The 22,620-nt window shown below is 73.7% G+C and carries 21 protein-coding genes and 1 tRNA gene; 6 read left to right on the top strand and 16 right to left on the bottom strand.

Annotated elements, in window-relative coordinates:
* Positions 1-38 precede the first annotated feature (38 nt).
* Both ACIP64_RS21755 and ACIP64_RS21750 read right to left on the bottom strand, forming a co-directional pair.
* Positions 39-2,123, bottom strand: coding sequence for a helix-hairpin-helix domain-containing protein (locus tag ACIP64_RS21755; protein WP_401589158.1), 2,085 nt, complete (start codon positions 2,121-2,123; stop codon positions 39-41).
* A gap of 40 nt (positions 2,124-2,163) precedes the next feature.
* A complete protein-coding gene (locus tag ACIP64_RS21750; RefSeq protein ID WP_360906295.1) occupies positions 2,164-3,144 on the bottom strand; it encodes an aldo/keto reductase in 981 nt (326 codons plus the stop codon).
* Between the two features lie 126 nt (positions 3,145-3,270).
* On the opposite strand from ACIP64_RS21750, the gene ACIP64_RS21745 reads away from it, so the two are divergent.
* Positions 3,271-4,323, top strand: coding sequence for an LLM class F420-dependent oxidoreductase (locus tag ACIP64_RS21745; RefSeq protein ID WP_401589155.1), 1,053 nt, complete (start codon positions 3,271-3,273; stop codon positions 4,321-4,323).
* Between the two features lie 37 nt (positions 4,324-4,360).
* Here ACIP64_RS21745 and ACIP64_RS21740 read toward each other — a convergent pair whose 3' ends face one another.
* Positions 4,361-4,966: a hypothetical protein gene (locus tag ACIP64_RS21740; RefSeq protein WP_401589153.1), complete on the bottom strand. Its 606-nt coding sequence runs from the start codon at positions 4,964-4,966 to the stop codon at positions 4,361-4,363.
* Between the two features lie 304 nt (positions 4,967-5,270).
* Here ACIP64_RS21740 and ACIP64_RS21735 point away from each other — a divergent pair, with 304 nt between their 5' ends.
* Positions 5,271-6,059: a ferritin-like domain-containing protein gene (locus tag ACIP64_RS21735; protein WP_401589150.1), complete on the top strand. Its 789-nt coding sequence runs from the start codon at positions 5,271-5,273 to the stop codon at positions 6,057-6,059.
* 40 nt (positions 6,060-6,099) lie between these two features.
* On the opposite strand, the gene ACIP64_RS21730 is transcribed toward ACIP64_RS21735, so the two are convergent.
* Complete coding sequence (locus ACIP64_RS21730) at positions 6,100-7,101, bottom strand: magnesium and cobalt transport protein CorA (protein ID WP_401589148.1); 1,002 nt, start codon at positions 7,099-7,101, stop codon at positions 6,100-6,102.
* Positions 7,102-7,165: 64 nt separating this feature from the next.
* On the opposite strand from ACIP64_RS21730, the gene ACIP64_RS21725 reads away from it, so the two are divergent.
* The 4 genes from ACIP64_RS21725 to mshC all read left to right on the top strand — a co-directional run bounded on the left by ACIP64_RS21725 (position 7,166) and on the right by mshC (position 10,813).
* Positions 7,166-7,864 carry a histidine phosphatase family protein gene (locus tag ACIP64_RS21725; protein ID WP_360906300.1) on the top strand — a complete coding sequence of 233 codons (699 nt, stop codon included), beginning with the start codon at positions 7,166-7,168 and terminating at the stop codon, positions 7,862-7,864.
* A gap of 58 nt (positions 7,865-7,922) precedes the next feature.
* Positions 7,923-8,519, top strand: a complete 597-nt coding sequence (locus ACIP64_RS21720; protein ID WP_401589145.1) for a DUF3090 domain-containing protein — start codon at positions 7,923-7,925, stop codon at positions 8,517-8,519.
* Positions 8,477-9,337: an SCO1664 family protein gene (locus tag ACIP64_RS21715; RefSeq protein ID WP_401589142.1), complete on the top strand. Its 861-nt coding sequence runs from the start codon at positions 8,477-8,479 to the stop codon at positions 9,335-9,337. Before ACIP64_RS21720 ends, ACIP64_RS21715 begins: the two co-directional genes overlap by 43 nt.
* A gap of 246 nt (positions 9,338-9,583) precedes the next feature.
* Positions 9,584-10,813, top strand: a complete 1,230-nt coding sequence (mshC, locus tag ACIP64_RS21710) for a cysteine--1-D-myo-inosityl 2-amino-2-deoxy-alpha-D-glucopyranoside ligase (RefSeq protein WP_401589140.1) — start codon at positions 9,584-9,586, stop codon at positions 10,811-10,813.
* A 94-nt stretch (positions 10,814-10,907) separates the two neighbouring features.
* On the opposite strand, the gene ACIP64_RS21705 is transcribed toward mshC, so the two are convergent.
* The 12 genes from ACIP64_RS21705 to ACIP64_RS21650 all read right to left on the bottom strand — a co-directional run bounded on the left by ACIP64_RS21705 (position 10,908) and on the right by ACIP64_RS21650 (position 22,606).
* Positions 10,908-11,945 (bottom strand): PAC2 family protein, encoded by a 1,038-nt coding sequence (locus ACIP64_RS21705; protein ID WP_401589138.1) that lies wholly within the window; start codon positions 11,943-11,945, stop codon positions 10,908-10,910.
* Positions 11,946-12,028: 83 nt separating this feature from the next.
* Entirely contained in the window at positions 12,029-13,204 is a 1,176-nt protein-coding gene (locus ACIP64_RS21700) for a hypothetical protein (RefSeq protein ID WP_401589135.1), read from the bottom strand.
* 78 nt (positions 13,205-13,282) lie between these two features.
* Positions 13,283-13,954 (bottom strand): FadR/GntR family transcriptional regulator, encoded by a 672-nt coding sequence (locus tag ACIP64_RS21695; RefSeq protein WP_401589133.1) that lies wholly within the window; start codon positions 13,952-13,954, stop codon positions 13,283-13,285.
* 432 nt (positions 13,955-14,386) lie between these two features.
* Positions 14,387-14,460: transfer RNA gene (locus ACIP64_RS21690), tRNA-Pro, on the bottom strand.
* A 66-nt stretch (positions 14,461-14,526) separates the two neighbouring features.
* Positions 14,527-15,276: a ferredoxin reductase gene (locus ACIP64_RS21685; protein WP_401589130.1), complete on the bottom strand. Its 750-nt coding sequence runs from the start codon at positions 15,274-15,276 to the stop codon at positions 14,527-14,529.
* A complete protein-coding gene (locus tag ACIP64_RS21680) occupies positions 15,269-15,880 on the bottom strand; it encodes a sulfite oxidase-like oxidoreductase (RefSeq protein ID WP_401589484.1) in 612 nt (203 codons plus the stop codon). The genes ACIP64_RS21685 and ACIP64_RS21680 overlap by 8 nt, the downstream gene beginning before the upstream one ends.
* 8 nt (positions 15,881-15,888) lie before the next feature.
* Positions 15,889-17,208 (bottom strand): amidohydrolase, encoded by a 1,320-nt coding sequence (locus ACIP64_RS21675; RefSeq protein ID WP_401589127.1) that lies wholly within the window; start codon positions 17,206-17,208, stop codon positions 15,889-15,891.
* Positions 17,205-17,972, bottom strand: a complete 768-nt coding sequence (locus ACIP64_RS21670; protein WP_401589124.1) for a nucleoside phosphorylase — start codon at positions 17,970-17,972, stop codon at positions 17,205-17,207. Before ACIP64_RS21670 ends, ACIP64_RS21675 begins: the two co-directional genes overlap by 4 nt.
* 78 nt (positions 17,973-18,050) lie before the next feature.
* The gene (locus ACIP64_RS21665) at positions 18,051-18,434 is read right to left on the bottom strand and encodes a GntR family transcriptional regulator (RefSeq protein ID WP_401589122.1); all 384 of its coding nucleotides are present in this window, start codon (positions 18,432-18,434) and stop codon (positions 18,051-18,053) included.
* 163 nt (positions 18,435-18,597) lie between these two features.
* Positions 18,598-20,208 (bottom strand): FAD-dependent oxidoreductase, encoded by a 1,611-nt coding sequence (locus ACIP64_RS21660; protein WP_401589119.1) that lies wholly within the window; start codon positions 20,206-20,208, stop codon positions 18,598-18,600.
* 7 nt (positions 20,209-20,215) lie between these two features.
* The gene (glpK, locus tag ACIP64_RS21655; protein ID WP_401589116.1) at positions 20,216-21,742 is read right to left on the bottom strand and encodes a glycerol kinase GlpK; all 1,527 of its coding nucleotides are present in this window, start codon (positions 21,740-21,742) and stop codon (positions 20,216-20,218) included.
* 42 nt (positions 21,743-21,784) lie between these two features.
* Entirely contained in the window at positions 21,785-22,606 is an 822-nt protein-coding gene (locus ACIP64_RS21650) for an MIP/aquaporin family protein (protein WP_401589114.1), read from the bottom strand.
* Between the last annotated feature and the right edge of the window lie 14 nt (positions 22,607-22,620).

Below are 22,620 nucleotides of genomic sequence, written 5' to 3'. Positions count from 1 at the left end.
CACGGGGGCCCGGTACGCCCGGGCCCCCGTGCCGTGCGCTACTGCGCCGACGCCGACGCCGCCTGCTCGCGCAGGATGTCGCGCAACCGCGTGGTGCGGTCCCGTGCCGGGACCTCGGCGACGGCGCGCGGCAGTGCCTGGTCGACGCCGTGCACGACGGACAGGTGCCGTTCGCCCCGGCCGAAGGCGGTGTAGACCCAGGCCCGGGTCAGGCTCTGCGCGGCGTCCCCCGGCAGCACGACGACGGCGGCCGGCCAGCGGCGGCCGGCGGCCTGGTGGGCGGTGATCGCCCAGCCGTGGCGCACCTGTGCGGCGACGGCGTCGGGCGCGACGACGACGGCGGTCCCGTCGCAGTCCACGTGCAGGCCCTCGTCACCGCCGCCGGTCACGGTGCCCGGCACGGCGCTGCCGGGGCCGGGGACCAGGAGCACCCGGTCGCCGGGGTCGAAACCGCCGAAGCGGCCGGGGCCCGGGTTCAGCCGTTCCTTGAGCGCCGCGTTGAGCACCCGGGTACCGGCGGCGCCGCCGTGGCCCGGGGTGATGACCTGGGTGCTCCCGGCGGGCACCCCGATGACCCGGGGCACGGAGTCCGCGACCAGCTGCACCGTGCGGTGCACCGCCTCGCCGGCGTCGCGCACCGGGACGATCACGACCTCCTTGTCCGGCGCCTCCACCTGCGCGAGCTCACCGATGCCGATCCCGGAGACCAGCTCGCCGATCGGCCCCGGGTCCGGTGTGCGCGAGGCGACCTGCGGGCACACCTTGGCGGCCGCCAGGTCCGCGAACACCCGCCCGGGACCGGCGGACCACAGCGCCATCGGGTCGCCGGAGAGGACCAGCCGCGCGCCGTCGGGCACGGCCTCGACGAGAGTGGCGGCCGTCTCCACGTCCAGCAGGGGCGCGTCCAGGACCGCCAGCAGGTCGAGCGCCAGCGTCCCGTCCTCGTCCCGTCCGGGGCCCTCCTGGCCGGCGAGCAGGCCCGCGACGGTGGCCACCGCGTCCTCGCCCGCGCCCGCCCCGGCCAGCCGCCTGCGGCCGTCCTCGGTGGCCGCGGCGGCGTAGGCGCGCAGGCCGAGTGCCCGGGCGGCCGCCACGAGGGCGGCGGGTTCGGCACGGGCCTCCTCGGCGCCCTGGTGCACCACGAGCCCGCTCTCGGCTGCGGCGCGCACGAGCGCGCCGGCGGACGGCGAGGGCGCCGTGGCTGCCGCGCCTTCCCAGTCCGGCCCCTCGTCGGGGGAGAAGGTGTTGAGCAGCCGCATGAGGCCGTCGGCGAGGCTCTCCTCCGCCATCGCCCACCGGTCCAGGCCGAGCAGCAGCCGCACCGGCTGCTCGGCGTCCTCGTCGGCGTCGGTACCGGCACCCGCGGCGCGGGCCGGTCCGGCGCTGTCGTCGGGGACGTGGAAGAGCAGCGCCACACCGTCGGTGACGGCCGCCTTGAGCGCGTCGTCGGCGGCGGTGACCGCGTGCCGGCCCAGGGCCGCGCCGAGCACGGACCATTCCACCGCCGTGTGGCCCTGCTCGGCCGCCTGCTCCAGCAGCCGGACGACCAGGGCGCGCGCCCGGCGCTCGTCCTCCGGGTCGGCGGCGCCGCCCAGCAGGGCCTTGGCGAAGCCGTCGGCCTGGTCCACCCGCACGCCGGGCACGGACAGCACCTGCCACGGGTCGTCGCGCAGCGCCTCCCCGGCCCGTTCGCCGAGCGCCGCCACGGCGGCCTCCGCCAGCCCCTCCGGCGCGCCGCCCGCGGCGAGCACCGTGCGCGCCGCGGCCACCGCGTCGCCGCTCAGCAGGGCGGGGACGGGCGCCGGCGCCATCGCGGCGGGGGCCGGCGCGGGCGTCACCGGGCGCTCCGGGGCGGGCCGCGCCGGGGAGGTGCGGCCCCGGGGCACGGCCGCCGGACGCTCACCGCGCTCGATGGCCCGCACCGCGGCCGCCAGGTCCGTCAGTTCCTCGGGCAGCTGCGAGCCGACGCCCTCGGTGGACGGGCGCGGGCGCCGGGGCCGCGGCGCGTCCTCGCCGGTGTCGTCCGCGGCACCGGCGGACTGCTCCGGCGCCGCGTCGGCACCGGGCGGCGTCCCCGCTCCGCTGCGGTCCTCGCGGTCGCGGTCGTCGCGGTCCTCGGTCACGGTGGCCTCCGTAGGTGGGCGGACTACCGCCGGAGGACGCTCACAGCGTGCTCCAGTCGTGGTCCGGATAGCGGTGCAGCGGCGCCGAAACGTCGTCCAGCGCCTGGCAGATCTCTTCGGGAAGACTAAGGGCCTCCACTGACAGCGCCGCCGCCAGCTGCTGGGCGTTGCGCGCACCGACGATGGGCGCGGCGACGCCGGGGCGGTCCCGCACCCAGGCCAGGGCCACTTGGAGGGGCGAGGCGGCCAGTCCGTCGGCCGCTATGGCCAGCGCGTCCACGATGAGCCGGGCCGTCTCGTCGAGGTAGGGCGCGACGAAGGGCGCCATGTCCTCCGAGCCGCCCCGCGAGTCCGCCGGGGTGCCGTGCCGGTACTTGCCGGTCAGCACGCCCCGCCCGAGCGGGGAGGAGGGCAGCAGCCCCACCCCGAGGTCCAGCGCGGCGGGCAGCACCTCGCGCTCGATGCCGCGTTGCAGCAGCGAGTACTCCATCTGCGTACTGGACAGCGGCGTCCGGGTCTGCACGGCCCGCTGCCAGGTCGCCGCCTTGGCGAGCTGCCAGCCGCAGAAGTTGGAGACGCCGACGTAGCGGGCGCGGCCCGAGGTGACGGCGAGATCGAGGGCCTGCAGGGTCTCGTCGAGCGGTGTCGTGGGGTCGTACGCGTGCACCTGCCACAGGTCCACGTAGTCCGTCCCGAGCCGCTGCAACGAGGCGTCCAGGGCGGCCAGGAGGTGTCCGCGGGAGGCGTCGAAGCGCCGGTCGGGGTCGGGGACGCTGCCGGCCTTGGTGGCGATCACCAGGTCCGCGCGCGGCACCAGGTCCTCGACCAGCCGGCCGAGCAGGTACTCCGCGCCGCCGTCGCCGTACACGTCGGCCGTGTCGACGAGCGTCCCGCCGGCCTCCCAGAAGGCCTTCAGCTGGTCCGCGGCGTCGAGTTCGCCGGTGTCGCGTCCCCACGTCAGCGTGCCGAGCCCGAGCCGGGACACACGCAGTCCGGTACGGCCGAGGTGCCTTTGCTCCATGAGGGGTGAGATTACTGGTCAACGGCAGTATTTGGGCCCGAGTGACGTACCCGACAGGCGCCGTGCCGCCGTCAGGGCGATATGGTCCGGGGAACAAGGACGTTACTCGTTGGTAAGGGGAGCGCTATGCGGCTTGGGATCAACCTCGGCTACTGGGGCGCCGGGATGGACTCTGACAACCTCGCCGTGGCGCGGGAGGCGGACCGCCTCGGGTACTCGGTGTGCTGGGCGGCCGAGGCCTACGGCTCGGACGCGCCCACCGTCCTGGCCTGGGTGGCCGCCCAGACCGAGCGCATCGACGTCGGTTCGGCCATCTTCCAGATCCCGGCCCGCACCCCCGCGATGACGGCCATGACCGCGGCCACCCTCGACTCGCTGTCGGGCGGCCGCTTCCGCCTCGGCCTCGGCGTCTCCGGGCCGCAGGTGTCCGAGGGCTGGTACGGCGTCAGGTTCGACAAGCCGCTGGCGCGCACCCGCGAGTACGTGGAGATCATCCGCAAGGCGATGTCCCGCGAGCGGCTGACCCACGAGGGCGAGCACTGGACGCTGCCGCTGCCCGACGGCCCCGGCAAGGCGCTCAAGCTGACCGTGCACCCCGTCCGCGAGCACATCCCGCTGTACATCGCGGCCATCGGCCCGAAGAACCTGGAGCAGACCGGCGAACTGGCCGACGGCGCCCTGCTGATCTTCCCCTCGGCCGAGCACCTGGAGGAGACGGCCCTCCGTCCCATCCGTGCGGGCCGCGAGAAGGCCGGGAAGACGATGGAGGGCTTCGACGTCTGCCCGACCGTCCCGGTCGCCCTCGGTGAGGACGTCGACGCGCTGGCCGACATCTTCCGCCCCTACACGGCGCTGTACGTCGGCGGCATGGGCAGCCGCAAGCAGAACTTCTACAACAAGCTGGCGCAGCGCATGGGGTACGAGAAGGAGGCCGCCGAGATCCAGGACAAGTACCTGGCCGGCGACAAGGACGGCGCCGCGGCCGCGATCCCCCGCGAGCTGATCGACTCCACCACCCTGCTCGGATCCGTGGAGCGCATCGCCGACCGCATGCAGGCGTACGCGGCGGCCGGCGTGACCACGCTGACCCTCGCGCCGGCGGGCTTCACCCTGGACGAGCGGATCGCGGCCCTGCGCGCCGGAGTGGACGCCCTGGAGCGCGCCGGGCTGGCCGAGTAGACCCGGCCGGCACCGCGCGGCGGCGGCCGGTCCCGGCTCAGCCCGGGACCAGCCGCCCCAGCAGCCGTCCGAAGGCGGTCAGGCGCGCTATCTGCCCCGGGCCGCCGTCCTCCAGGGACTTGCTGAAGCGGAAGGCCTCCGGCCGGAACCGGGCCGAGGCGATGGCCCCGTCGGCGTCCCCGCGGACCGCGCTCAGCTCGTGCGGCATGGCGGTCGCCAGCACCACGTACACGCCGCGGTCGACGCGCCGCCCCTCCTCGTCGTGGCCCACCAGGGTGCGCATCCCGACATGGCCGATGGTCTCCAGGGGGAGCACCTGCACGGAGGAATCCAGGACCCGGCCGCCGGGGGCGTCCTCGTCGGCGACCTCCTCGCTGTGCCAGAGGATCAAACGCCGCCCGTCGCAGACCGCGGCCTCCTGCCACACCGAGGTACCGGCCTCCGTGAGGTCCACCACGCGTTCGAGGGTGAAGCCGCGTACCCGGCGCCGGCCCAGGACCCCGCCGATCGCCTCCAGGGCCACGTCGGCATGGAGGAAGTAGGCGTGCGCCGCGTCGTCCAGGCGCGCGTAAGGGGCCCAGTCAGAACCCGCGGGGCCCGCTGGACGCACCGTCGAGCGGCTCCGCGTCGCCTTGCTGAACATGTCTAGGTAGTGACCCCTCCGAGGGGCTATGAAATCACGAGCGCCCGGTCCGGCCGCAGCACCCCTCGGTTTTCGCGGCCGTGGTGGGGGCTCGGGGGTCTTCCCCGCCACGGCCGTCAGCAAACTCAACGCGGGGAAGCGCCAAGGGTTACGCACCCCTCACCCGTTCGTCCTCATCCGTTCGGCCGAGTTGACGCGCGGGGCTGTTGCCACCGGCTTTCCGGGGCATTTGACTCTTCATTTACGCATGGTCGATTTATTGAGTTATCCGGTGGTCCATCCGGTTCGCGCAGGAGGTTCCCGCATGCTCTCCGCCCGGAGTCTGTTCCAGGAGATCCTCGACCACGACGAGTCCTTCCGGCTCTTCTGCTCGATCGCCGCCAGCGGCGAGGCCCAGGGCGGCTGGGAGAACGGCCGCATCGCCGCCCTCGTTCCCGAGCAGGAGCGCGGCCTGGCCCCGAAGATCGCCCGGCACGGCGCCGACGAGGACAAGCACGGGAGGATCTTCAACGCCCTGCTGCGCAGGCGCGGCCTGGACCCCGTCCCCGTGCCCGCGGACACCGACTACACGATGCTGCTGGAGCGCGGCGGCATCGGCCTCGCCCACGACAAGCTCCGCCGCGACGAGCCGCTGACCGTCGGGGACGTCGTCACCTACCTCGCCCACAGCCGCGTCACCGAGCAGCGCGCCTCCGAGCAGATGGCCCTGCTCGCCCGGCACTTCGCCGGCCACCCCGACATCGGCCGCGCCGTCCGCATGATCTCCCAGGACGAGGACAACCACCTCGCCTACTGCCACGAGGAACTGCTGCGCCTCGCCGCCGCCGGGCACGGCCGCGCCATCCGGCACACCCTGCGCGTCTGCGCGCTGGCCGAGATCCGCGTCCACCGCGACGTCAGCCTCGCCGTCATGGCCCACATGGGACGCGCCCTCGGCTGGTCCCGGGGCCGGTCGGCGCTGCTGCGCGCGGGCATCCGCGCCGTGTACGTCTACGAGCGCCTGGGCGGCTGGCGGCGCATGGTGCGGCTGTCCATGCCGCAGCGGCGCGACGCCCTCGGCGGGCCTGCCACCGCGGCCGAGGCCGCCGTCTGAAGGGTGCTGCAGGGCCGGGCGGGGGCGGCGGCGCGTGCCGTCACAGCCAGCCGTGCCGCTTGAACGTCCGGTAGAGCAGGATCTCGGCCACCACGATCACCGCCAGGACCGCCGGATAGCCCCACACCTGGCGCAGTTCCGGCATGTGCTCGAAGTTCATCCCGTACACGCCGGTGATCATGGTCGGCACGGCGGCCATGGCGGCCCAGGACGAGATCTTGCGCATGTCGTCGTTCTGCCGCACGCCGACCTGGGTCAGATGGGCGCCGAGGATGTCGCTGAGCAGCCGGTCGAGGCCGTCCACCAGTTCGTTGGCCCGGGTGAGGTGGTCGGCGACGTCCCGGAAGAACGGCTGCGTGCTGGACGCCACATGCGGCACCGTGCCCGCGGACAGCCGGATCATCGGCTGCGTCAGCGGCGAGGCCGCTCGGCGGAACTCCAGCAACTGGCGCTTGAACCCGTAGATCCGGCTGGCCGTGCTCTCCGCGCCGCGCCGGGCGGCCGTCCGCCGCAGCTCGGGCGCGAACACCTCTGTCTCCAGCTCCTCCAGGTCGGCCTGGAGATCGGCCGCCACCACGATGTAGTCGTCCACCACGGTGTCGCTGATGGCGTACATCACGGCGCCCGGACCGTGCTTGAGCACCTCGTGCTCGGCCTCCAGGCGGTGCCGGATCTCCCCGGGGGCGATGCCCTCGCCATGGCGCACGGTGACGACGAAGTCCTTCCCGACGAACACCATCAGCTCGCTCGCGGTGACCGTGTCCCGCGCGTCGTCGTACGTCACCGGCTTCAGCACCAGGAACAGCGAGCCCTCGTAGACCTCCAGCTTGGGGCGCTGATGGGCGCTGAGGGCGTCCTCCACCGCCAGCGGGTGGAGGGTGAACTCGCGGCTGACGAGATCGAACTCCTTCTCCGTGGGCTCGTACAGGCCGATCCACACGAAGGCGCCGTCCATCGCCCGCGCGGTCTCCAGGGCCTCGGCCACGTCGGTGGGGGTCGCCGCCCGCTCGCCGTCGCGGTACACGGCACAGTCCACGATCACGTATGTCTCTTTCCGCGAATCGCCGCCGACACACCGGTCCCGTGCCGGCCGTATGGTGGCGGTCATGTCCACCGTGATCCTGGTCCGGCACGGCCGGTCCACCGCCAATTCCGAGAACGTGCTGGCCGGCCGGCTCCCCGGAGTCGCCCTCGACGAGACCGGCCGCGACCAGGCGGCGGACCTCGCCGCGCGGCTCGCCGCCCTGCCGCCCGCCGCCGTCGTCACCAGCCCGCTGCAGCGCTGCCGCGAGACGGTCCAGCCGCTGCTGGACGTACTGCCCGACGTGCCCCTGCACGTCGAGGAGCGGGTCTCGGAGTGCGCGTACGGCGACTGGAGCGGCCGCAAGCTCGCCGAACTCGCCGACGAGCCCATGTGGGGCGTCGTGCAGCGCTATCCGTCGGGTGCCGTCTTCCCCGGCGAGGGCGGCGAGTCGATGCGCGCCATGCAGATCCGCGCGGTCGACGCCGTGCGCGAGTGGAACGCCCGCATGGAGGAGGCCCACGGGCCCGACGCGCTGTGGGTGCTGTGCTCGCACGGCGACGTCATCAAGGCGATCGTCGCCGACGCGCTCGGCATGCACCTCGACCTCTTCCAGCGCATCGCCGTCGACCCCTGCTCCGTGACGGCCATCCGCTACACCTCGGAACGGCCCTTCCTGCTCCGCCTCGGGGACACCGGCAGCCTCGACGGGCTCCGGCCGCGCGAGAAGCCCACGGCGGCCCCGGGGGACGCGGAGGTCGGTGGTGGTGCGGGCGCACCGTGATCAGCTTCCGCAGTAGGGTGGACCGGACCTCCACGACACCGAGCAAACGGAGCAGGACGTGCCTCGTCAGGTGTTCCTCTACGACAAGCCCGATCGCTTTGTCGCAGGCACCGTTGGCCAGCCAGGACAACGCACCTTCTTCCTGCAGGCCAGCGCGGCCGGCCGGACCACCAGTGTCGCCCTGGAGAAGACCCAGGTCGAGGCGCTGGCGGAACGCATCGACGAACTCCTGGACGAGGTCGTCCGCCGCACCGGCGGCGCCGCACCCGTGCCCGCCGTGGCCCCCGGCGAGCTGGCGGACAACGCCCCTCTCCAGGCTCCGGTCGAGGAGGAGTTCCGCGTCGGCACCATGGCCCTGGCCTGGGACGGCGCCGAGGAGCGCATGATCCTGGAGGCACAGGCCCTCGTCGAGATCGAGGCGGACGACGAGGACGACCTCGAGGCCGCGGAGGAGATGCTCCTCCAGGACGAGGAGAACGGGCCGCCGCTGCTGCGGGTGCGCCTGACCGGCGCCCAGGCCCGCACCTTCGCCAAGCGCGCCCTGGACGTGGTGGCCGCGGGCCGGCCCCCGTGCCCCCTGTGCAGTCTGCCCCTGGACCCGGAAGGACACGTATGCCCGCGTCAGAACGGGTACCGGCGATCGGCGACGGCCTGAGCGGCGACGCCGTCGGCGGCATAACCGGGGCGGAACTGCTGGCGCACGGCGAACTGACCGTGCTCGGCCGGCTGCGCGACGCCTCCAACGCCGTGCTCTACTGCGAGATCGCCCACGAGGGCGTCACCGCCCACTGCGTCTACAAGCCCGTCGCCGGGGAGCGGCCGCTGTGGGACTTCCCCGACGGCACGCTGGCCCAGCGCGAGGTGGCCGCCTACCTGGTCTCCGAGGCGACCGGCTGGGGCCTGGTGCCGCCCACCGTCCTGCGTGACGGGCCGTACGGCGAGGGCATGTGCCAGCTGTGGATCGACACCCCCGAGGAGGGGGAGGACGGCGGCGACGGCCTGCTCGCACTCGTCGACGCCGAGGAGCCGGAGCCCGGCTGGAAGGCCGTCGGCTTCGCGGAGGTCGGCGAGGGCCGCACCGCGCTGCTGGTGCACGCGGACGACGAGCGGCTGCGGCGGCTCGCGGTCCTCGACGCCGTGATCAACAACGCGGACCGCAAGGGCGGCCACCTGCTGCCGACGGCACGGGGCGGGCTCTACGCCATCGACCACGGTGTGACGTTCAACGCGGAGAACAAGCTGCGGACCCTGCTGTGGGGATGGGCGGGGGAGCCGCTGACCGAGGAGGCCGTGGAGGTTCTCGGCAAGCTGACGACCGAGCTCGGCGACGGCGGCCTCGGGGCTCGGCTGGCCGGGCTGATCACCGCCGCGGAACTCGCCGCACTGCGCGAGCGCGTGGCGGACCTGCTGCGCACGGGACGGCACCCGGAGCCCTCCGGGGAGTGGCCGGCCATCCCGTGGCCCCCGATCTGACGCGGGCGAGAGGGCCGCGGCCGCGCGGAATGCTCCGACGTCCCCGCTCTCCCGGGCGGGGGGACGCGATCTTCGTCTCCACGACACCGCGACGGGCAGCCCCTTTCCCCGGGGGCCCGGTCCGGCCGCCCGCATCTCCGTCCGAGGGGCCCGGCGGGTCCGCCGGGGCGCCGCAGTGGGCGACGGCACAGTCCCGGGGGACCCCAGCGGTCGTTTGCCGATCACGCGGGCGGTTAATCTCATGACATGCATGCCTGGCCCGCTTCCGACGTCCCCGCCCTCCCGGGCACAGGACGCGATCTTCGTCTCCACGACACCGCGACCGGTGGCCCGGTAACCCTGGACCCCGGTCCGGTCGCCCGCATCTACGTCTGCGGGATCACCCCCTACGACGCCACCCACATGGGGCACGCGGCCACCTACAACGCGTTCGACCTCGTGCAGCGCGTGTGGCTCGACACGAAGCGCCAGGTCCACTACGTCCAGAACGTCACCGACGTCGACGACCCGCTGCTGGAGCGGGCCGAGGCCACCGGGCAGGACTGGACGGCCCTCGCCGAGCGCGAGACCACCCTGTTCCGCGAGGACATGACCGCCCTGCGGATGCTCCCGCCCGCCCACTACATCGGCGCGGTCGAGGCCATCCCCGGGATCGTCCCGCTGGTCGAGCGGCTGCGCGAGGCGGGTGCCGCCTACGAGGTCGACGGGGACATCTACTTCCACGTCGACGCCGACCCGCACTTCGGCAGCGTCTCCCACCTCGACGCCGCCGCCATGCGCGCGCTGTCCGCGGAGCGCGGCGGCGACCCGGACCGCCCCGGCAAGAAGAACCCCCTCGACCCGGTCCTGTGGCTCTCCGCCCGCGAGGGCGAGCCCAGCTGGGACGGCGGCAGCCTCGGCCGGGGACGGCCCGGATGGCACATCGAGTGCGTCGCCATCGCGCTGGACCACCTCGGCATGGGCTTCGACGTCCAGGGCGGCGGCTCCGACCTCGCCTTCCCGCACCACGAGATGGGCGCCTCGCACGCCCAGGTGCTCACCGGCGAGTTCCCGATGGCCAAGGCCTACGTGCACGCCGGCATGGTCGCGCTCCACGGCGAGAAGATGTCCAAGTCCAAGGGCAACCTGGTCTTCGTCTCCCAGCTGCGGCGGGACGGCGTCGACCCGGCCGCCATACGCCTCAGCCTGCTGGCGCACCACTACCGCGCGGACTGGGAGTGGACCGATGCGGTCCTCGCCGACGCGGTGGAGCGGCTGGGCGCCTGGCGCGCGGCCGTGTCGCGGCCCGACGGGCCGTCCGCCGACGCGCTGGTCGAGGAGATCCGCGAAGCGCTGGCCGACGACCTCGACGCGCCCGCCACGCTCGCCGCGGTGGACCGCTGGGCGGCGCTCCAGGCCGCCGAGGGCGGCACCGACATCGGAGCCCCGGGGCTGGTGTCGCGCGCCGTGAACGCCCTGCTCGGCGTGGCGCTGTGAGCCCGCACCGGCTTCGCCTGGGCTGACCCCGGCAACGCCGAAGGCCGTTGCCCCCGCGGGGGCAACGGCCTTCGGCGTTCGTGCGGCGCCCGGCTCACTCGTCGTTGTCGGTGTTCCCGGTGTTCCCGGTGTCCCCGGAGTTCTCGCCGTCGGTGTCGGCCGTGCGGTCCTTCCCCGCCTCGTCCCGGTCGGCCCTCGGCAGGCCGCTGCCGCCGCCGCTGCCGGCGGTGCCGGTGTCCGGCTTCGGCGAGGTGTCGCGCAGGTACGGGCCCGCGTCCTGGTCGCCCGCCTGCGGGTCGCGGCGCCGCAGGTAGCGCTCGAACTCGCGGGCGATGGCCTCGCCGGAGGCCTCCGGCAGTTCGGCCGTGTCGCGGGCCTCCTCCAGGGTCTGCACGTACTCGGAGACCTCGCTGTCCTCGGCCGCGAGCTCGTCCACCCCGACCTGCCAGGCGCGGGCGTCCTCGGGCAGCTCGCCCAGCGGGATGCGCAGGTCGAGCAGGTCCTCCAGGCGGTTGAGCAGCGCCAGCGTGGCCTTGGGGTTGGGCGGCTGCGAGACGTAGTGCGGCACGGCGGCCCACAGGCTCACCGCCGGGATGCCCGCGTGCGTGCAGGCCTCCTGGAGGATGCCGACGATGCCGGTCGGGCCCTCGTAGCGGGACTCCTCCAGGCTGAGCGCGGTCGCCAGGTCCGGGTCCGAGGTCACCGCGGTGACCGGGACCGGACGCGTGTGCGGCGTGTCGCCGAGCAGGGCGCCCATCACCACGACCATCTCGACACCGAGCTCGTGGGCGAAGCCCAGGATCTCGTTGCAGAACGAACGCCAGCGCATGCTGGGCTCGATGCCCCGGATCAGGACCAGGTCGCGCGGCTTGGGGGTCTCGATGCGGACGACGGACAGCCGGGTCGTGGGCCAGGTGATCTGGCGTACGCCGCCGTCCATCCACACCGTGGGACGGTTGACCTGGAAGTCGTAGTAGTCCTCGGCGTCCAGCGCCGCGAACACCTCACCCTTGAACTCCCGGTCCAGATGCCCGACCGCGGCGGAGGCGGCGTCCCCGGCGTCGTTCCAGCCCTCGAACGCGGCCACCATGACCGGGTCGATCAGCTCGGGAACTCCCTCGAGCTCGATCACCCAGCGCCTCCTTCCGGCCGGAAGGGAGATGGTGTCACCCCCGCCGGCTGCCGTTCCTTCGCGTGCTGCACCAGCCTACGGCTTCACGGGACAGGTGCCGCCGCCTTCGTAGGGGGATGATCCCCACCGTCACCGGTCGTACGCGTCCCGTCGTCCTCCGGCCCCCACGCGGACCGGAACGCGGCCCAGTCGTCCGCGGTGGCGTGGAAGTCGACGTACAGGGCCAGCCCGAAGCGCTCGCGGGCCGGATCGTGCCGGGCCAGGCCCAGCCGCGCGCCGCGGGCGGCCGCCGCGACGGTCTCCGCCCACGCGTGGTGGCCCAGGTTGTTCGTGTGGTAGCCGGGCAGCCCGATCAGCAGGTCGGTGGACGGCGGCGTCACCTCCAGGGCCAGCGCGGTCTGCTGGGCCACGTAGCCGCCGAAGAGGCTCTCCAGCGGCAGGGAGGTGTCGTAGGCCATGACCGCGACCTGGTCCACCCTGCGGGCGACCGCCCCGAAGTAGGCCTGCGACCACCACTTGGGGTGGTGGAACAGCGCGCCGGCCGGGACGTGCAGGGACGGCAGCGGGTCGATCTGATGGGTCGCGACGGACAGGACGGCGCCCCGCCGGGCCGTCAGCGCGCGCACGGAGTCCAGGACGTCGAGGAAGCCGCGGTCGCCGGAGTACATCGGCTCCAGGTCCAGGTGCACCCCGTCGAAGCCCGCCGCCAGCGCCTGCCCGGCGCTCGCCCCGATCCGGGCCCGCGTCGCCGGGTCGTCCAGGTGCAGCCCCTGTTCGCCGTGGTGCGAGACCACCTGACCCAGCCACGCCTGCACTCGCACGCCGGGCAGCGCGCGGTGTACCTCCCGCACCAGCGACGCGGCCCCCGGGTACAGCGCCGGATCCAGACCGCCGTCGAACTCCAGCGGGCCGGTGTGCACATACAGGTCACGGGTGCCGCTGCCGCGCAGCTGCCGCCCGAGCGCGGCCAGGTCGGCCGCGTCCCGGCGGCCGTCGACCCAGGCGTGGCCGAGCCAGACCGCGTTGCGGCCGCGGTCGGGGCCCGCCCCGGAGGGGTCGCCGGCGAACTCCAGGCGCAGCGCGACGCCGGCGGCCAGCACCGGCAGCAGCACGGCGAGCGCGACCACGAGGGCGCCGCGCCGCAGCGCACGGCGGGAGGGGCGGCGGAGCCGGAGGCGCGGACGGGGCCCCGGGGTCGTGCGGGCAGGGCGGCCCGTGCGGGCAGCCGGGCGGGAGAGCAGGCGTGGGCGTGAATTCATCCGATCCCTTTACTCGATCACTTCTTCGAGAGATCGGACGCGCGTGAGGCCGTTCCCGGTTCGCGGCCGGACGGCCGCTCAGAGTGTCGAGCGCAGCCACTGCTCCACGCTGGCGACGTGCACCGTCGCCCACGACCGGGCAGCCTCCGCGTCGCGGTCGCGCAGCGCGCCGAGGATCGCCCGGTGCTCGTGCAGGGTGCGGCTGACCGCGTCCTCCTGGGTCAGCCCGCGCCAGATCCGCGCCCGCGTGGTGGGCCCGGACAGCCCGTCGAGCAGCGAGCACAGCACCGAGTTGCCGGCCGCCTGCACGATGCCGCGGTGGAACTCCAGGTCGCAGGCGACCAGTTCCTCGACCGACGGGCTCGTGCCCAGCGCCGCCAACTGGTCCTCCAGGGCGTCCAGCTGGGACTCGGGGATGATCGCGGCCGCCATGGCCGTCGCCGCGGGCTCCAGTATGCGGCGCACGGCCAGGAACTCCAGCACGGTGTCGTCGCGGTGGAAGTCCACCACGAAGCTCATGGCCTCCAGCAGGAGTTGGGGGTCCAGGCTGGTGACGTACGTGCCGTCGCCCTGCCGCACGTCCAGGATGCGGATCAGTGAGAGCGCGCGCACCGCCTCGCGCAGCGAGTTGCGGGACAGGCCGAGGTCCGCCGCCAGTTCGCTCTCCTTGGGGAGCCGGTCGCCGGGGCGCAGCGCACCGGAGACGATCATCCCCTTGATCTTCTCGATCGCCTCGTCGGTGACTGCCATGACCGCCCTCGCCTCCAGAACATCCGATGTATCGGGCCATTATGCCCGCACCGCCGGGAGCGGGAGCCGCTCTCGCAAGGTCCGGTCCTCCGGCATCCCTGAGCAATCGGCGGACCACTGGGCGCACTGTCCTTGGCACGCGGGCAGTTCGGTCCGAGGGGGTGCGGTGCGCGACGTCCCGTCACCGCCCGCGACCGGCTGCAGGGAGGGGAGACGCATGGCCGCGGGAGGCCACGTCCATCGCTCGGGCGACCCGCGGTCGCGCTACGGCCGCGACATCGCGGCGCTCCGGGCGCTCGCGCCGCCGGCGTTCCGCCCGTCCTCCAGATCGTCCTCCGCTGACCCGCGGAATCCGCTGGGCCCGACGCACGAAGGCCTTGCCCCACCGGAGTGGGGCAAGGCCTTCAACTGCGGACACGTTCACAAGCACCGTCGGGACGACAGGATTTGAACCTGCGACCCCTTGACCCCCAGTCAAGTGCGCTACCAAGCTGCGCCACGTCCCGGTGCGGACCGGCCGGGGCGGTGCCCCGGAAGATCACGTAAAGAGGAGAATACCCGAAGGTCGCTGATCAGCCGAATCGCTCGATGCGGATCCGCCCGGGCGGCTGCCCGCCGTCCACCAGGAGCCGGGAGGCGTGCTCCGCGAAGCCGTTGCCCCCGCACACGTACGCCTCCCAGCCGCCCGGCGGCGGATCGGCCAGGTACGGGGCCAGATGCGCGGCGCCCAGCCGGCCCTGGGAGCGGGTGAGGACGACGGTGGTCTCCGCCCCGTACTCGCCGGCGTAGATCAGGTCCTCGCGCGTACGGGCCGAGACGATCAGCCGCAACGGCACGTCCGGCCCGCGCAGCCGGTGGTGGCGGATCATCGACATCAGCGGCACGACCCCGGAGCCGGCGCCGAGCAGCAGCGCGGGCCGGTCGCCCGACCAGGCGAAGAAGCCGCTGTGCGGGCCGCGGACCTCGACGGTGTCGCCGGGGCGGGCGACGGTGTGCAGATGGCCGGAGACCTCGCCGTCCGGGACGTGGTCGAGGGTGAGCTCGATGTGGCCCGAGCCGTCCGGCGCGGAGGCGAGGGAGTAGTTGCGCTGGGCCGTGTAGCCGTCGGCCGCCGTCAGGCGCAGCGTGAGGTACTGGCCCGGCAGATGCCCCGCCCAGCCGGGCACCGCGAAGCGGAACGTCGCGGCGCGCGGGGTCTCGCGGCGGACCTCGGTGAGCGTGGCGCGCCGCCACACCGCGGCGGCGGCCGCACCGACCGCGACGCGGCCGGGCACGGCGAAGCGCGTCGGCGGGACGAAGGCGGGTACGGCGAGGTCAGTCATGGGCGTAGCGCTGCTCCTGCCACGGATTGCCGCGGGCGTGGTAGCCGTTCTGCTCCCAGAAGCCCGCCTCGTCGTGGTCGATCAGGCGGATGCCGGCGATCCACTTGGCGCTCTTCCAGAAGTACAGGTGCGGCACGACCAGCCGGGCCGGGCCGCCGTGCTCGGGGGCGAGCGGCGCGCCGCCGTACTCGAAGGCGATCCAGGCCCGGCCGCCGGTGACGTCGGCCAGCGGCAGGCCGGCGGCGTAGCCGGTGTGCGCGTACGCCACGACGTGCGTGGCCTCGGGGGAGGGGCGCACCGCCGCCAGGAAGGCGTCCAGCGACACCCCTCCGAAGTGCACGCCGAACTTCGACCACCCGGTCACGCAGTGGATGTCGCCGCGGTAGGAGGACCGCGGCAGGGCCTGCGCCTCGTCCCAGCTCCAGGTGCGCGGCGCCGCCACCAGGCCGTCGACGCGCAGCGTCCACTCCGCCGCCGCGATACGCGGGGTGACCTCGGCCGACAGCACCGGCCAGTCGTCGTGCGCGTCGTACTGGCCGGGCGGCAGCCGCGGGTCGCGGTCGGCGGCCCGGGCGCGGCCGGTGAAGCCGCGGGTGGGTTCCAGGGCGGAGGTCATGCCGGGTGCTCCTGCTCCAGCGCCTCCAGTGCGCGCAGCGCGGCCGGTTCGTCCAGGGTGAGCAGTGCGCGGTCGCGCATCAGGACGCGGCCGTCCACGACGGTGTCGCGGACGTCGGCGGCCGCGGCGGCGTACGCGAGCATCGACCACGGGTCGTGGCGCGGCGCCAGGTGCGGCCCGCTCAGGTCGAGGACAACGAGGTCGGCGCGCTTGCCGGGCTCCAGGGAGCCGAGGTGGGCGTCCAGGCCGAGCGCGCGGGCGGACTCGATCGTCGCCATCCGCACCGCCTGCTCGGCGCCCACGGCGGTGGGGTCGCCGCCGGCCTTGTGGACCAGCGCGGCGGCCCGTACCGCGCCGAGCACGTCGAGGGTGTTGGAGCTGACGACGCCGTCGGTGCCGAGTCCGACGGTGACACCGGCGGCGAGCAGGTCCGGGACGCGGGCGATGCCGCAGCCCAGCTTCAGGTTGGACACCGGGCAGTGCGCGACGGCCGTGCCGGTCCTGGCCAGCGCGGCGATCTCGCCGTCCGTGAGGTCCACCGCGTGCGCGAGGAGCACGTCGGGGCCGAGCACGCCGAGGGAGTCCAGCAGCTCCACCGGGCGCTTGCCGTGGCGTTCGACGACCATGGCGACCTCGGCGGCGTTCTCCGCCGCGTGGACGTGCAGCAGCGCGCCGTGCTCGCGGGCCAGCGTGCTGACCGCCACCAGCTGGTCGGGGTCCAGGGTGTACGCGCTGTGCGCGAAGACCACCGGGCGGGTGCCCGGCGCGTGCGCGACGCGTCCCGCGAGGTCGGCCGCGGCCCAGGCCATGCGGTCGCCGTAGGGACGGCCGTCCGGCGGGCCGGGGACGTCCATGAACGTCGGGCCGGCCAGCAGCCGCCAGCCCGCCTGCCGGGCGGCCTCCTCGGCGGACTCGTGGAACCAGTACATGTCCAGGCCGGTGGTGACGCCCGCGCGCACGCTCTCCGCCACCGCGACCCGCACCCCGGCCGCCACCGCGCCCGGCGAGAGCAGTTCGGCCTCGCGGGGGATCACGCGGGCCAGGAACTCCTGGAGGTCCACGTCGTCGGCGCAGCCCCGCAGCAGGGTCATCGCCAGATGGGTGTGGGTGTTGATCAGGCCCGGCAGCACCAGGCAGCCCGTCGCGTCGATCTCCTCGGCGGCCCGGTACGCGGCGCGCACCTCCGCCGCCGGGCCGACGGCCACGATCGCGCCGTCGCGCACCGCGACGGCCCCGTCCGGCACGACGGTGCCCGCCGCGTCGACGGTCAGCACATCGCCGCCGTGCACCAGCAGATCGGCGTCCTGAACGCTCACTTCATGTCGCTTCCGTACTCGGTGGCCAGCAGATGCAAGGCGTCCAACGTTACCCGGCTGCCGCGGGCCACCCCCTCGGCGACCACGCTCCGGTCCGGGTCGTAGCCGCCGGTCGCCTCGACGTCCACGAGGTCGTCCGCGTTCGCCCCGTCCACGACCAGCGCGCCGCCCGCCACCAGGCCACGCGTGGAGGCGAGCACCAGCAGCGCCGACAGCTCCATCTCGATGGCCGCGATCCCGGCGGCCGTGTACGCCTCGCCCGGCAGCGGCAGGAAGCCCGGCTGGAACGCCGCCCGCGTCCAGACCACGCCGCGGTGGTGCGGCGCGTCCAGGGCCCGCGCCGCACGCTCCAGGGCCAGCACCGCCTCCGGCGTCGCGAACGCCGGGTACTCCGGCGGCAGCAGCTGCTGCGTGACCCCGTCGTCGCGCACGGCCGCCTCGGCGATCACCAGGTCGCCGTCCCGGATGCCGGCCCTGATCGCCCCGGCGGTGCCCAGCCGCAGGATGGTGCGGACCCCGGCCCCCACCAGCTCCTGGAACAGCAGCATCGCCCCCGGGGCGCCCACCCCGTGCGAGGCGACCACCACGGCCGTGCCCTTCCACGTGCCGGTGAAGGTGCGGTACTCGCGGTGGTGCGCCACCTCCCGAGCCTCCGCCAGCATCCCGGCGACGTCCGCCGCCCGCGCCGGGTCGCCCACGACGACCGCATGGGCGGGCAGCCCCGAGCGGGGGATGCGGGTGATGGGCTGCGGATCGGCGGTCATCGGTCCTCCAGGCGCGGTCGGCGGTGCTCCCGGACGGTACACGGAGGGGGAGTCCGGCCGGTTCGACCGGCCGCTCGTTCACTGCTCGCCGGAGAACTCCCGGTCCAGCACGGAGTGGAACAGCGCAGACGCGTCCTCGCGGTCGAGTCCGCTCTCGCGCGCCCGGCGCATCCAGCCGGCCAGTTCCGCGGCGAGCGGCGAGTCGGCGGGTGCGGCGCCGAGCGACTTCTGCACGAAGGTGCCCAGGCCGCGTCGCGCGACCACCAGCCCCTCGCGTTCCAGTTCGCGATAGGCCTTCAGCACGGTGTTCGGGTTGACGACGGTCGTCTCGACCACCTCGCGGGCGGTGGGCAACTGGTCGCCGGGCCGGAGCAGCCCGAGCCGCAGGGCCTGTTTGGTCTGATGCACGATTTGCAGGTACGTGGCGACCCCGCTGCGCCGGTCGATGCGGAACTCGACCATGCGTCAACCCCCCTTTAACTAATCAAGTAGTTAAAGAGTGTTTCAGGAACGCCCCGATGTCAACCCGGCGCCAAACCCTTCTGCCGCGAAGGCGGGTGGGAACGCGAAAGGCCCGGGTGGGCTGTGCCGGTCGCACAGCCCACCCGGGCCCGGGGCGCGGGCGTCAGCCGCGCCGGGCGGCCAGGACGGCCTCCACGCGGGCGCGGACGTCCGCGGTGTCCAGTCCCCGCACCGTCACGGTGGTGCGGCGCCGCAGCACGTCGTCCGCGGTCTGCGCCCACTCGTGGTCGCGGGCGTAGACGACCTGGGCCCATATCTCCGGGCCGTCGGGGTGGATACGCTCGCCGAGCGCGGGGTCCTCGTTCACCATCCGGGCGATGTCGAAGGACAACGCGCCGTAGTGGGTCGCCAGGTGACGGGCCGTCAGCGGGTCGATGCGGTGGCCCGGGTCGCGGTCGACCAGCAGCCGGTGGGCGACCGCGTTCGGGTTGGCGACCCCCGGCAGGGGCACCCGGCGCGGCAGGTGGTCCAGCGGCTCCATGTCCTCGTTCAGCGGGCCGCCGGGCAGCTTGGCGAGCTTGCCCATGACCGTGCGCCCGATGTGCCGGTACGTCGTCCACTTGCCGCCCGCGACCGACAGCATGCCGCCGCTGCCCTCGGTCACGACCGTCTCGCGCTTGGCCTTCTCCACCCCGCCGGGGCCGCCCGGCAGCACCCGCAGACCCGCGAAGGCATAGGTGATCAGGTCGGGGGACAGGTGCTCGTCCCGCACGGAGTGGGCCGCCTCGTCCAGGATCTGCCGGACGTCGGCCTCGGTCGCCCGTACGTCGGCCGGGTCGCCGGTGTACTCCTCGTCCGTGGTGCCCAGCAGCAGCTGGTCCTCCCACGGCAGCGCGAAGGTGATGCGGTACTTGTCGATCGGCGTCGCCATGGCCGCCCGCCACGGCGCCTTGCGCTTGAGCACGATGTGGGCGCCCTTGGACAGCCGGATGCTGGGCGCGGCGCCCTTGTCCTCCATCCGCCGCAGGTGGTCGACCCAGGGGCCGGTGGCGTTGAGCACCAGCCGTGCGTCGACGCCGAACTCGGTGCCGTCCAGCCGGTCCTTGAGGTCGGCGCCGGTGACGCGGCCGTGCGTGAAGCGCAGTCCGGTCACCTCGGCGTGGTTGAGGACGACGGCGCCCGCGTCGACGGCGGCGCGCACCGTCATCACGGCCATGCGCGAGTCGTTCATCTGGTGGTCGTAGTAGACGGCCACCGCCTTCAGGTCGTCCGTGCGCAGCGCCGGGTTGGCGGCCGCCGCCCGGGACGGGGAGATGATCCGGCCCACTCCGTCGCCGAAGGCCGACAGCGCCGAGTAGGCGAAGACGCCGGCGCCGAGCTTGGCGGCCCCGACCGGGCCGCCCTTGTAGACCGGCAGGTAGAAGGTGAGCGGGTTCACCAGGTGCGGGGCCACGTCCCTGGCCAGCACCCGGCGCTCCATGTGGTTCTCCGCCACCAGCTTGACCGCGCCGGTCTGGAGGTAGCGCAGACCGCCGTGGACGAGTTTGGAGGAGGCCGAGCTGGTGGCGCCGGCGAAGTCGCCGGCGTCCACCATCGCCACCCGCAGCCCCGACTGCGCGGCGTGCCAGGCCACGGAGGTGCCCAGGATGCCGCCGCCGATCACCAGCAGGTCGTAGGTGGCGCGGCTCAGCAGTTCCCGGGTCTCGGCGCGGCCCGGGTTCCGGCCGGCGGTCGGATGCGTCCCGAGAGCCGGGACGTGCTGCGTGGTGGTCATGTTCGGTTCAGTGCTCCTCTTCGATCCAGCCCATGGTCCGCTCGACGGCCTTGAGCCAGCTCTTGTACTCGCGGTCGCGGATGTCGGCGTCCATCCGCGGGGTCCATTCGGCGGCCCGGCGCCAGTTGGCGCGCAGCTCGTCGGTGTCCGACCAGAAGCCCACCGCCAGGCCGGCGGCGTAGGCGGCGCCCAGGCAGGTGGTCTCGGCGACCAGGGGGCGCACGACGGGCGCGTCCAGGAAGTCGGCGAGGGTCTGCATCAGCAGGTTGTTGGCGGTCATGCCGCCGTCGACCTTGAGCGCGGTGAGCTCCACGCCCGAGTCCTTGGTCATCGCGTCGACGATCTCGCGGGTCTGCCAGGCGGTCGCCTCCAGCACCGCGCGGGCGATGTGCGCCTTGGTCACGTAGCGGGTGAGGCCGGCGATCACACCGCGGGCGTCGGAGCGCCAGTACGGGGCGAACAGGCCGGAGAAGGCCGGCACGAAGTAGGCGCCGCCGTTGTCCTCGACCGACATGGCCAGCGTCTCGATCTCGGCAGCCGTCTTGATCAGGCCCATCTGGTCGCGCATCCACTGCACCAGCGAACCGGTGACGGCGATGGAGCCCTCCAGCGCGTACACCGGCTTCTGGTCGCCGATGCGGTAGCCGACGGTGGTGATCAGGCCGTTGTAGCTGTTGATCGGCTTGTCGCCGGTGTTCATCAGCAGGAAGGTGCCGGTGCCGTAGGTGGACTTGGCCTCGCCCTCGGAGTAGCAGGTCTGGCCGAACAGCGCGGCCTGCTGGTCGCCGAGCGCGGAGGCGACCGGCACGCCCGCCAGGGCGCCGGAGGCGGCCTCGCCGTACACCTCGGCGGAGGAGCGGATCTCCGGGAGCACGGCGGCCGGGATGCCGAGGGAGGACAGGATCTTGTCGTCCCAGTCCAGGGTGTGCAGGTTCATCAGCAGCGTGCGGGAGGCGTTGGTGACGTCGGTGACGTGCCGGCCGCCGTTGACGCCGCCGGTGAGGTTCCAGATCACCCAGCTGTCCATGGTGCCGAAGAGGATCTCGCCGGCCTCGGCGCGCTCCCGCAGGCCCTCGACGTTGTCGAGCAGCCAGCGGATCTTCGGGCCGGAGAAGTACGAGGCCAGGGGCAGGCCGGTCTCGCGGCGGAAGCGGTCCTGGCCGACGTTGCGGCCGAGCTCCTTGCACAGGGCGTCGGTGCGGGTGTCCTGCCAGACCAGGGCGTTGTGCACCGGCTCGCCGGTCGCCTTGTCCCACAGCAGTGTGGTCTCGCGCTGGTTGGTGATGCCGATCGCCTTGACGTCGGCGGCGGTGATGCCCGCCTTGGAGACGGCCTCGGCGACGACCTCCTGGACGTTGGTCCAGATCTCGGCGGCGTTGTGCTCGACCCATCCCGGCTTCGGGAAGATCTGCTCGTGCTCCTTCTGTCCGACCGAGACGATGCGGCCGTCCCTGTCGAAGACGATGCAGCGCGAGGACGTGGTTCCCTGGTCGATCGCGGCGATGAAGGGGCCTTCGGTGTGGGCGTTGGTCACGGTGTGCTCCTCAAGTCCAGTGGGGTCGTCGGCTGCTACTGCTCAGAATGCGATCCGGTGGAGGCCGGCTGCGAGGACCGCGCCCACGATCGGGCCGACAACCGGTATCCAGGCATAGCTCCAGTCTGATCCCCCTTTGTTCGGCAGCGGCAGGAGCGCGTGCACGATGCGCGGACCGAGGTCGCGCGCGGGGTTGATGGCGTAGCCGGTCGGGCCGCCGAGCGAGAGGCCGATGCCGACGACGACCAGGGCGACCATGAGGGTCCCGGTACCGGAGACGGTCAGGCCCTTGGTGAGGCCGAGGGTCAGGATGAACAGCACGAGGACGAAGGTGCCGATGATCTCGGTGGCCAGGTTCTGCGCCACGTTGCGGATCTCGGGGCCGGTGGAGAAGATCCCCAGCACCGGGCCGGGAGCGGCGGCCGGCCGCTTACCGGAGGCGGCGGTTGCGGTGGTCTCGGTGCCCTCGGTGCCCTCGGTGGTGTGGGGGCCTTCGATGGCACCGGTGATCTCGGGGTCGCTCAGGTGGGCCTGGAACTGCCCGGCGTAGGCGGCCCACACGAGGGCGGCGCCGATCATCGCGCCGAGCATCTGGCCGGCCAGGTAGACCGGGACGTTGCTCCAGTCGCCGCTGTCGACGGCGAGGCCGATGGTGACGGCCGGGTTGAGGTGGGCGCCGGAGAGGCTGCCCGAGATGTAGGCACCGGTCAGGACGGCGAAGCCCCAGCCGAAGGTGATGGCGAGCCAGCCGGCGTTGCGCGCCTTGGAACTCTTGAGGGTCACGGCCGCGCAGACGCCGCCGCCGAGAAGGATCAATATGGCGGTACCGATGGTCTCGCCGAGAAAGATGTGCTCACTGGACACGTGCGACTCCTTTG

Source organism: Streptomyces sp. NPDC088733 (assembly GCF_044751185.1).
Taxonomy (GTDB): Bacteria; Actinomycetota; Actinomycetes; order Streptomycetales; family Streptomycetaceae; genus Actinacidiphila.
This window is presented reverse-complemented; position numbering and strand designations above follow the sequence as displayed.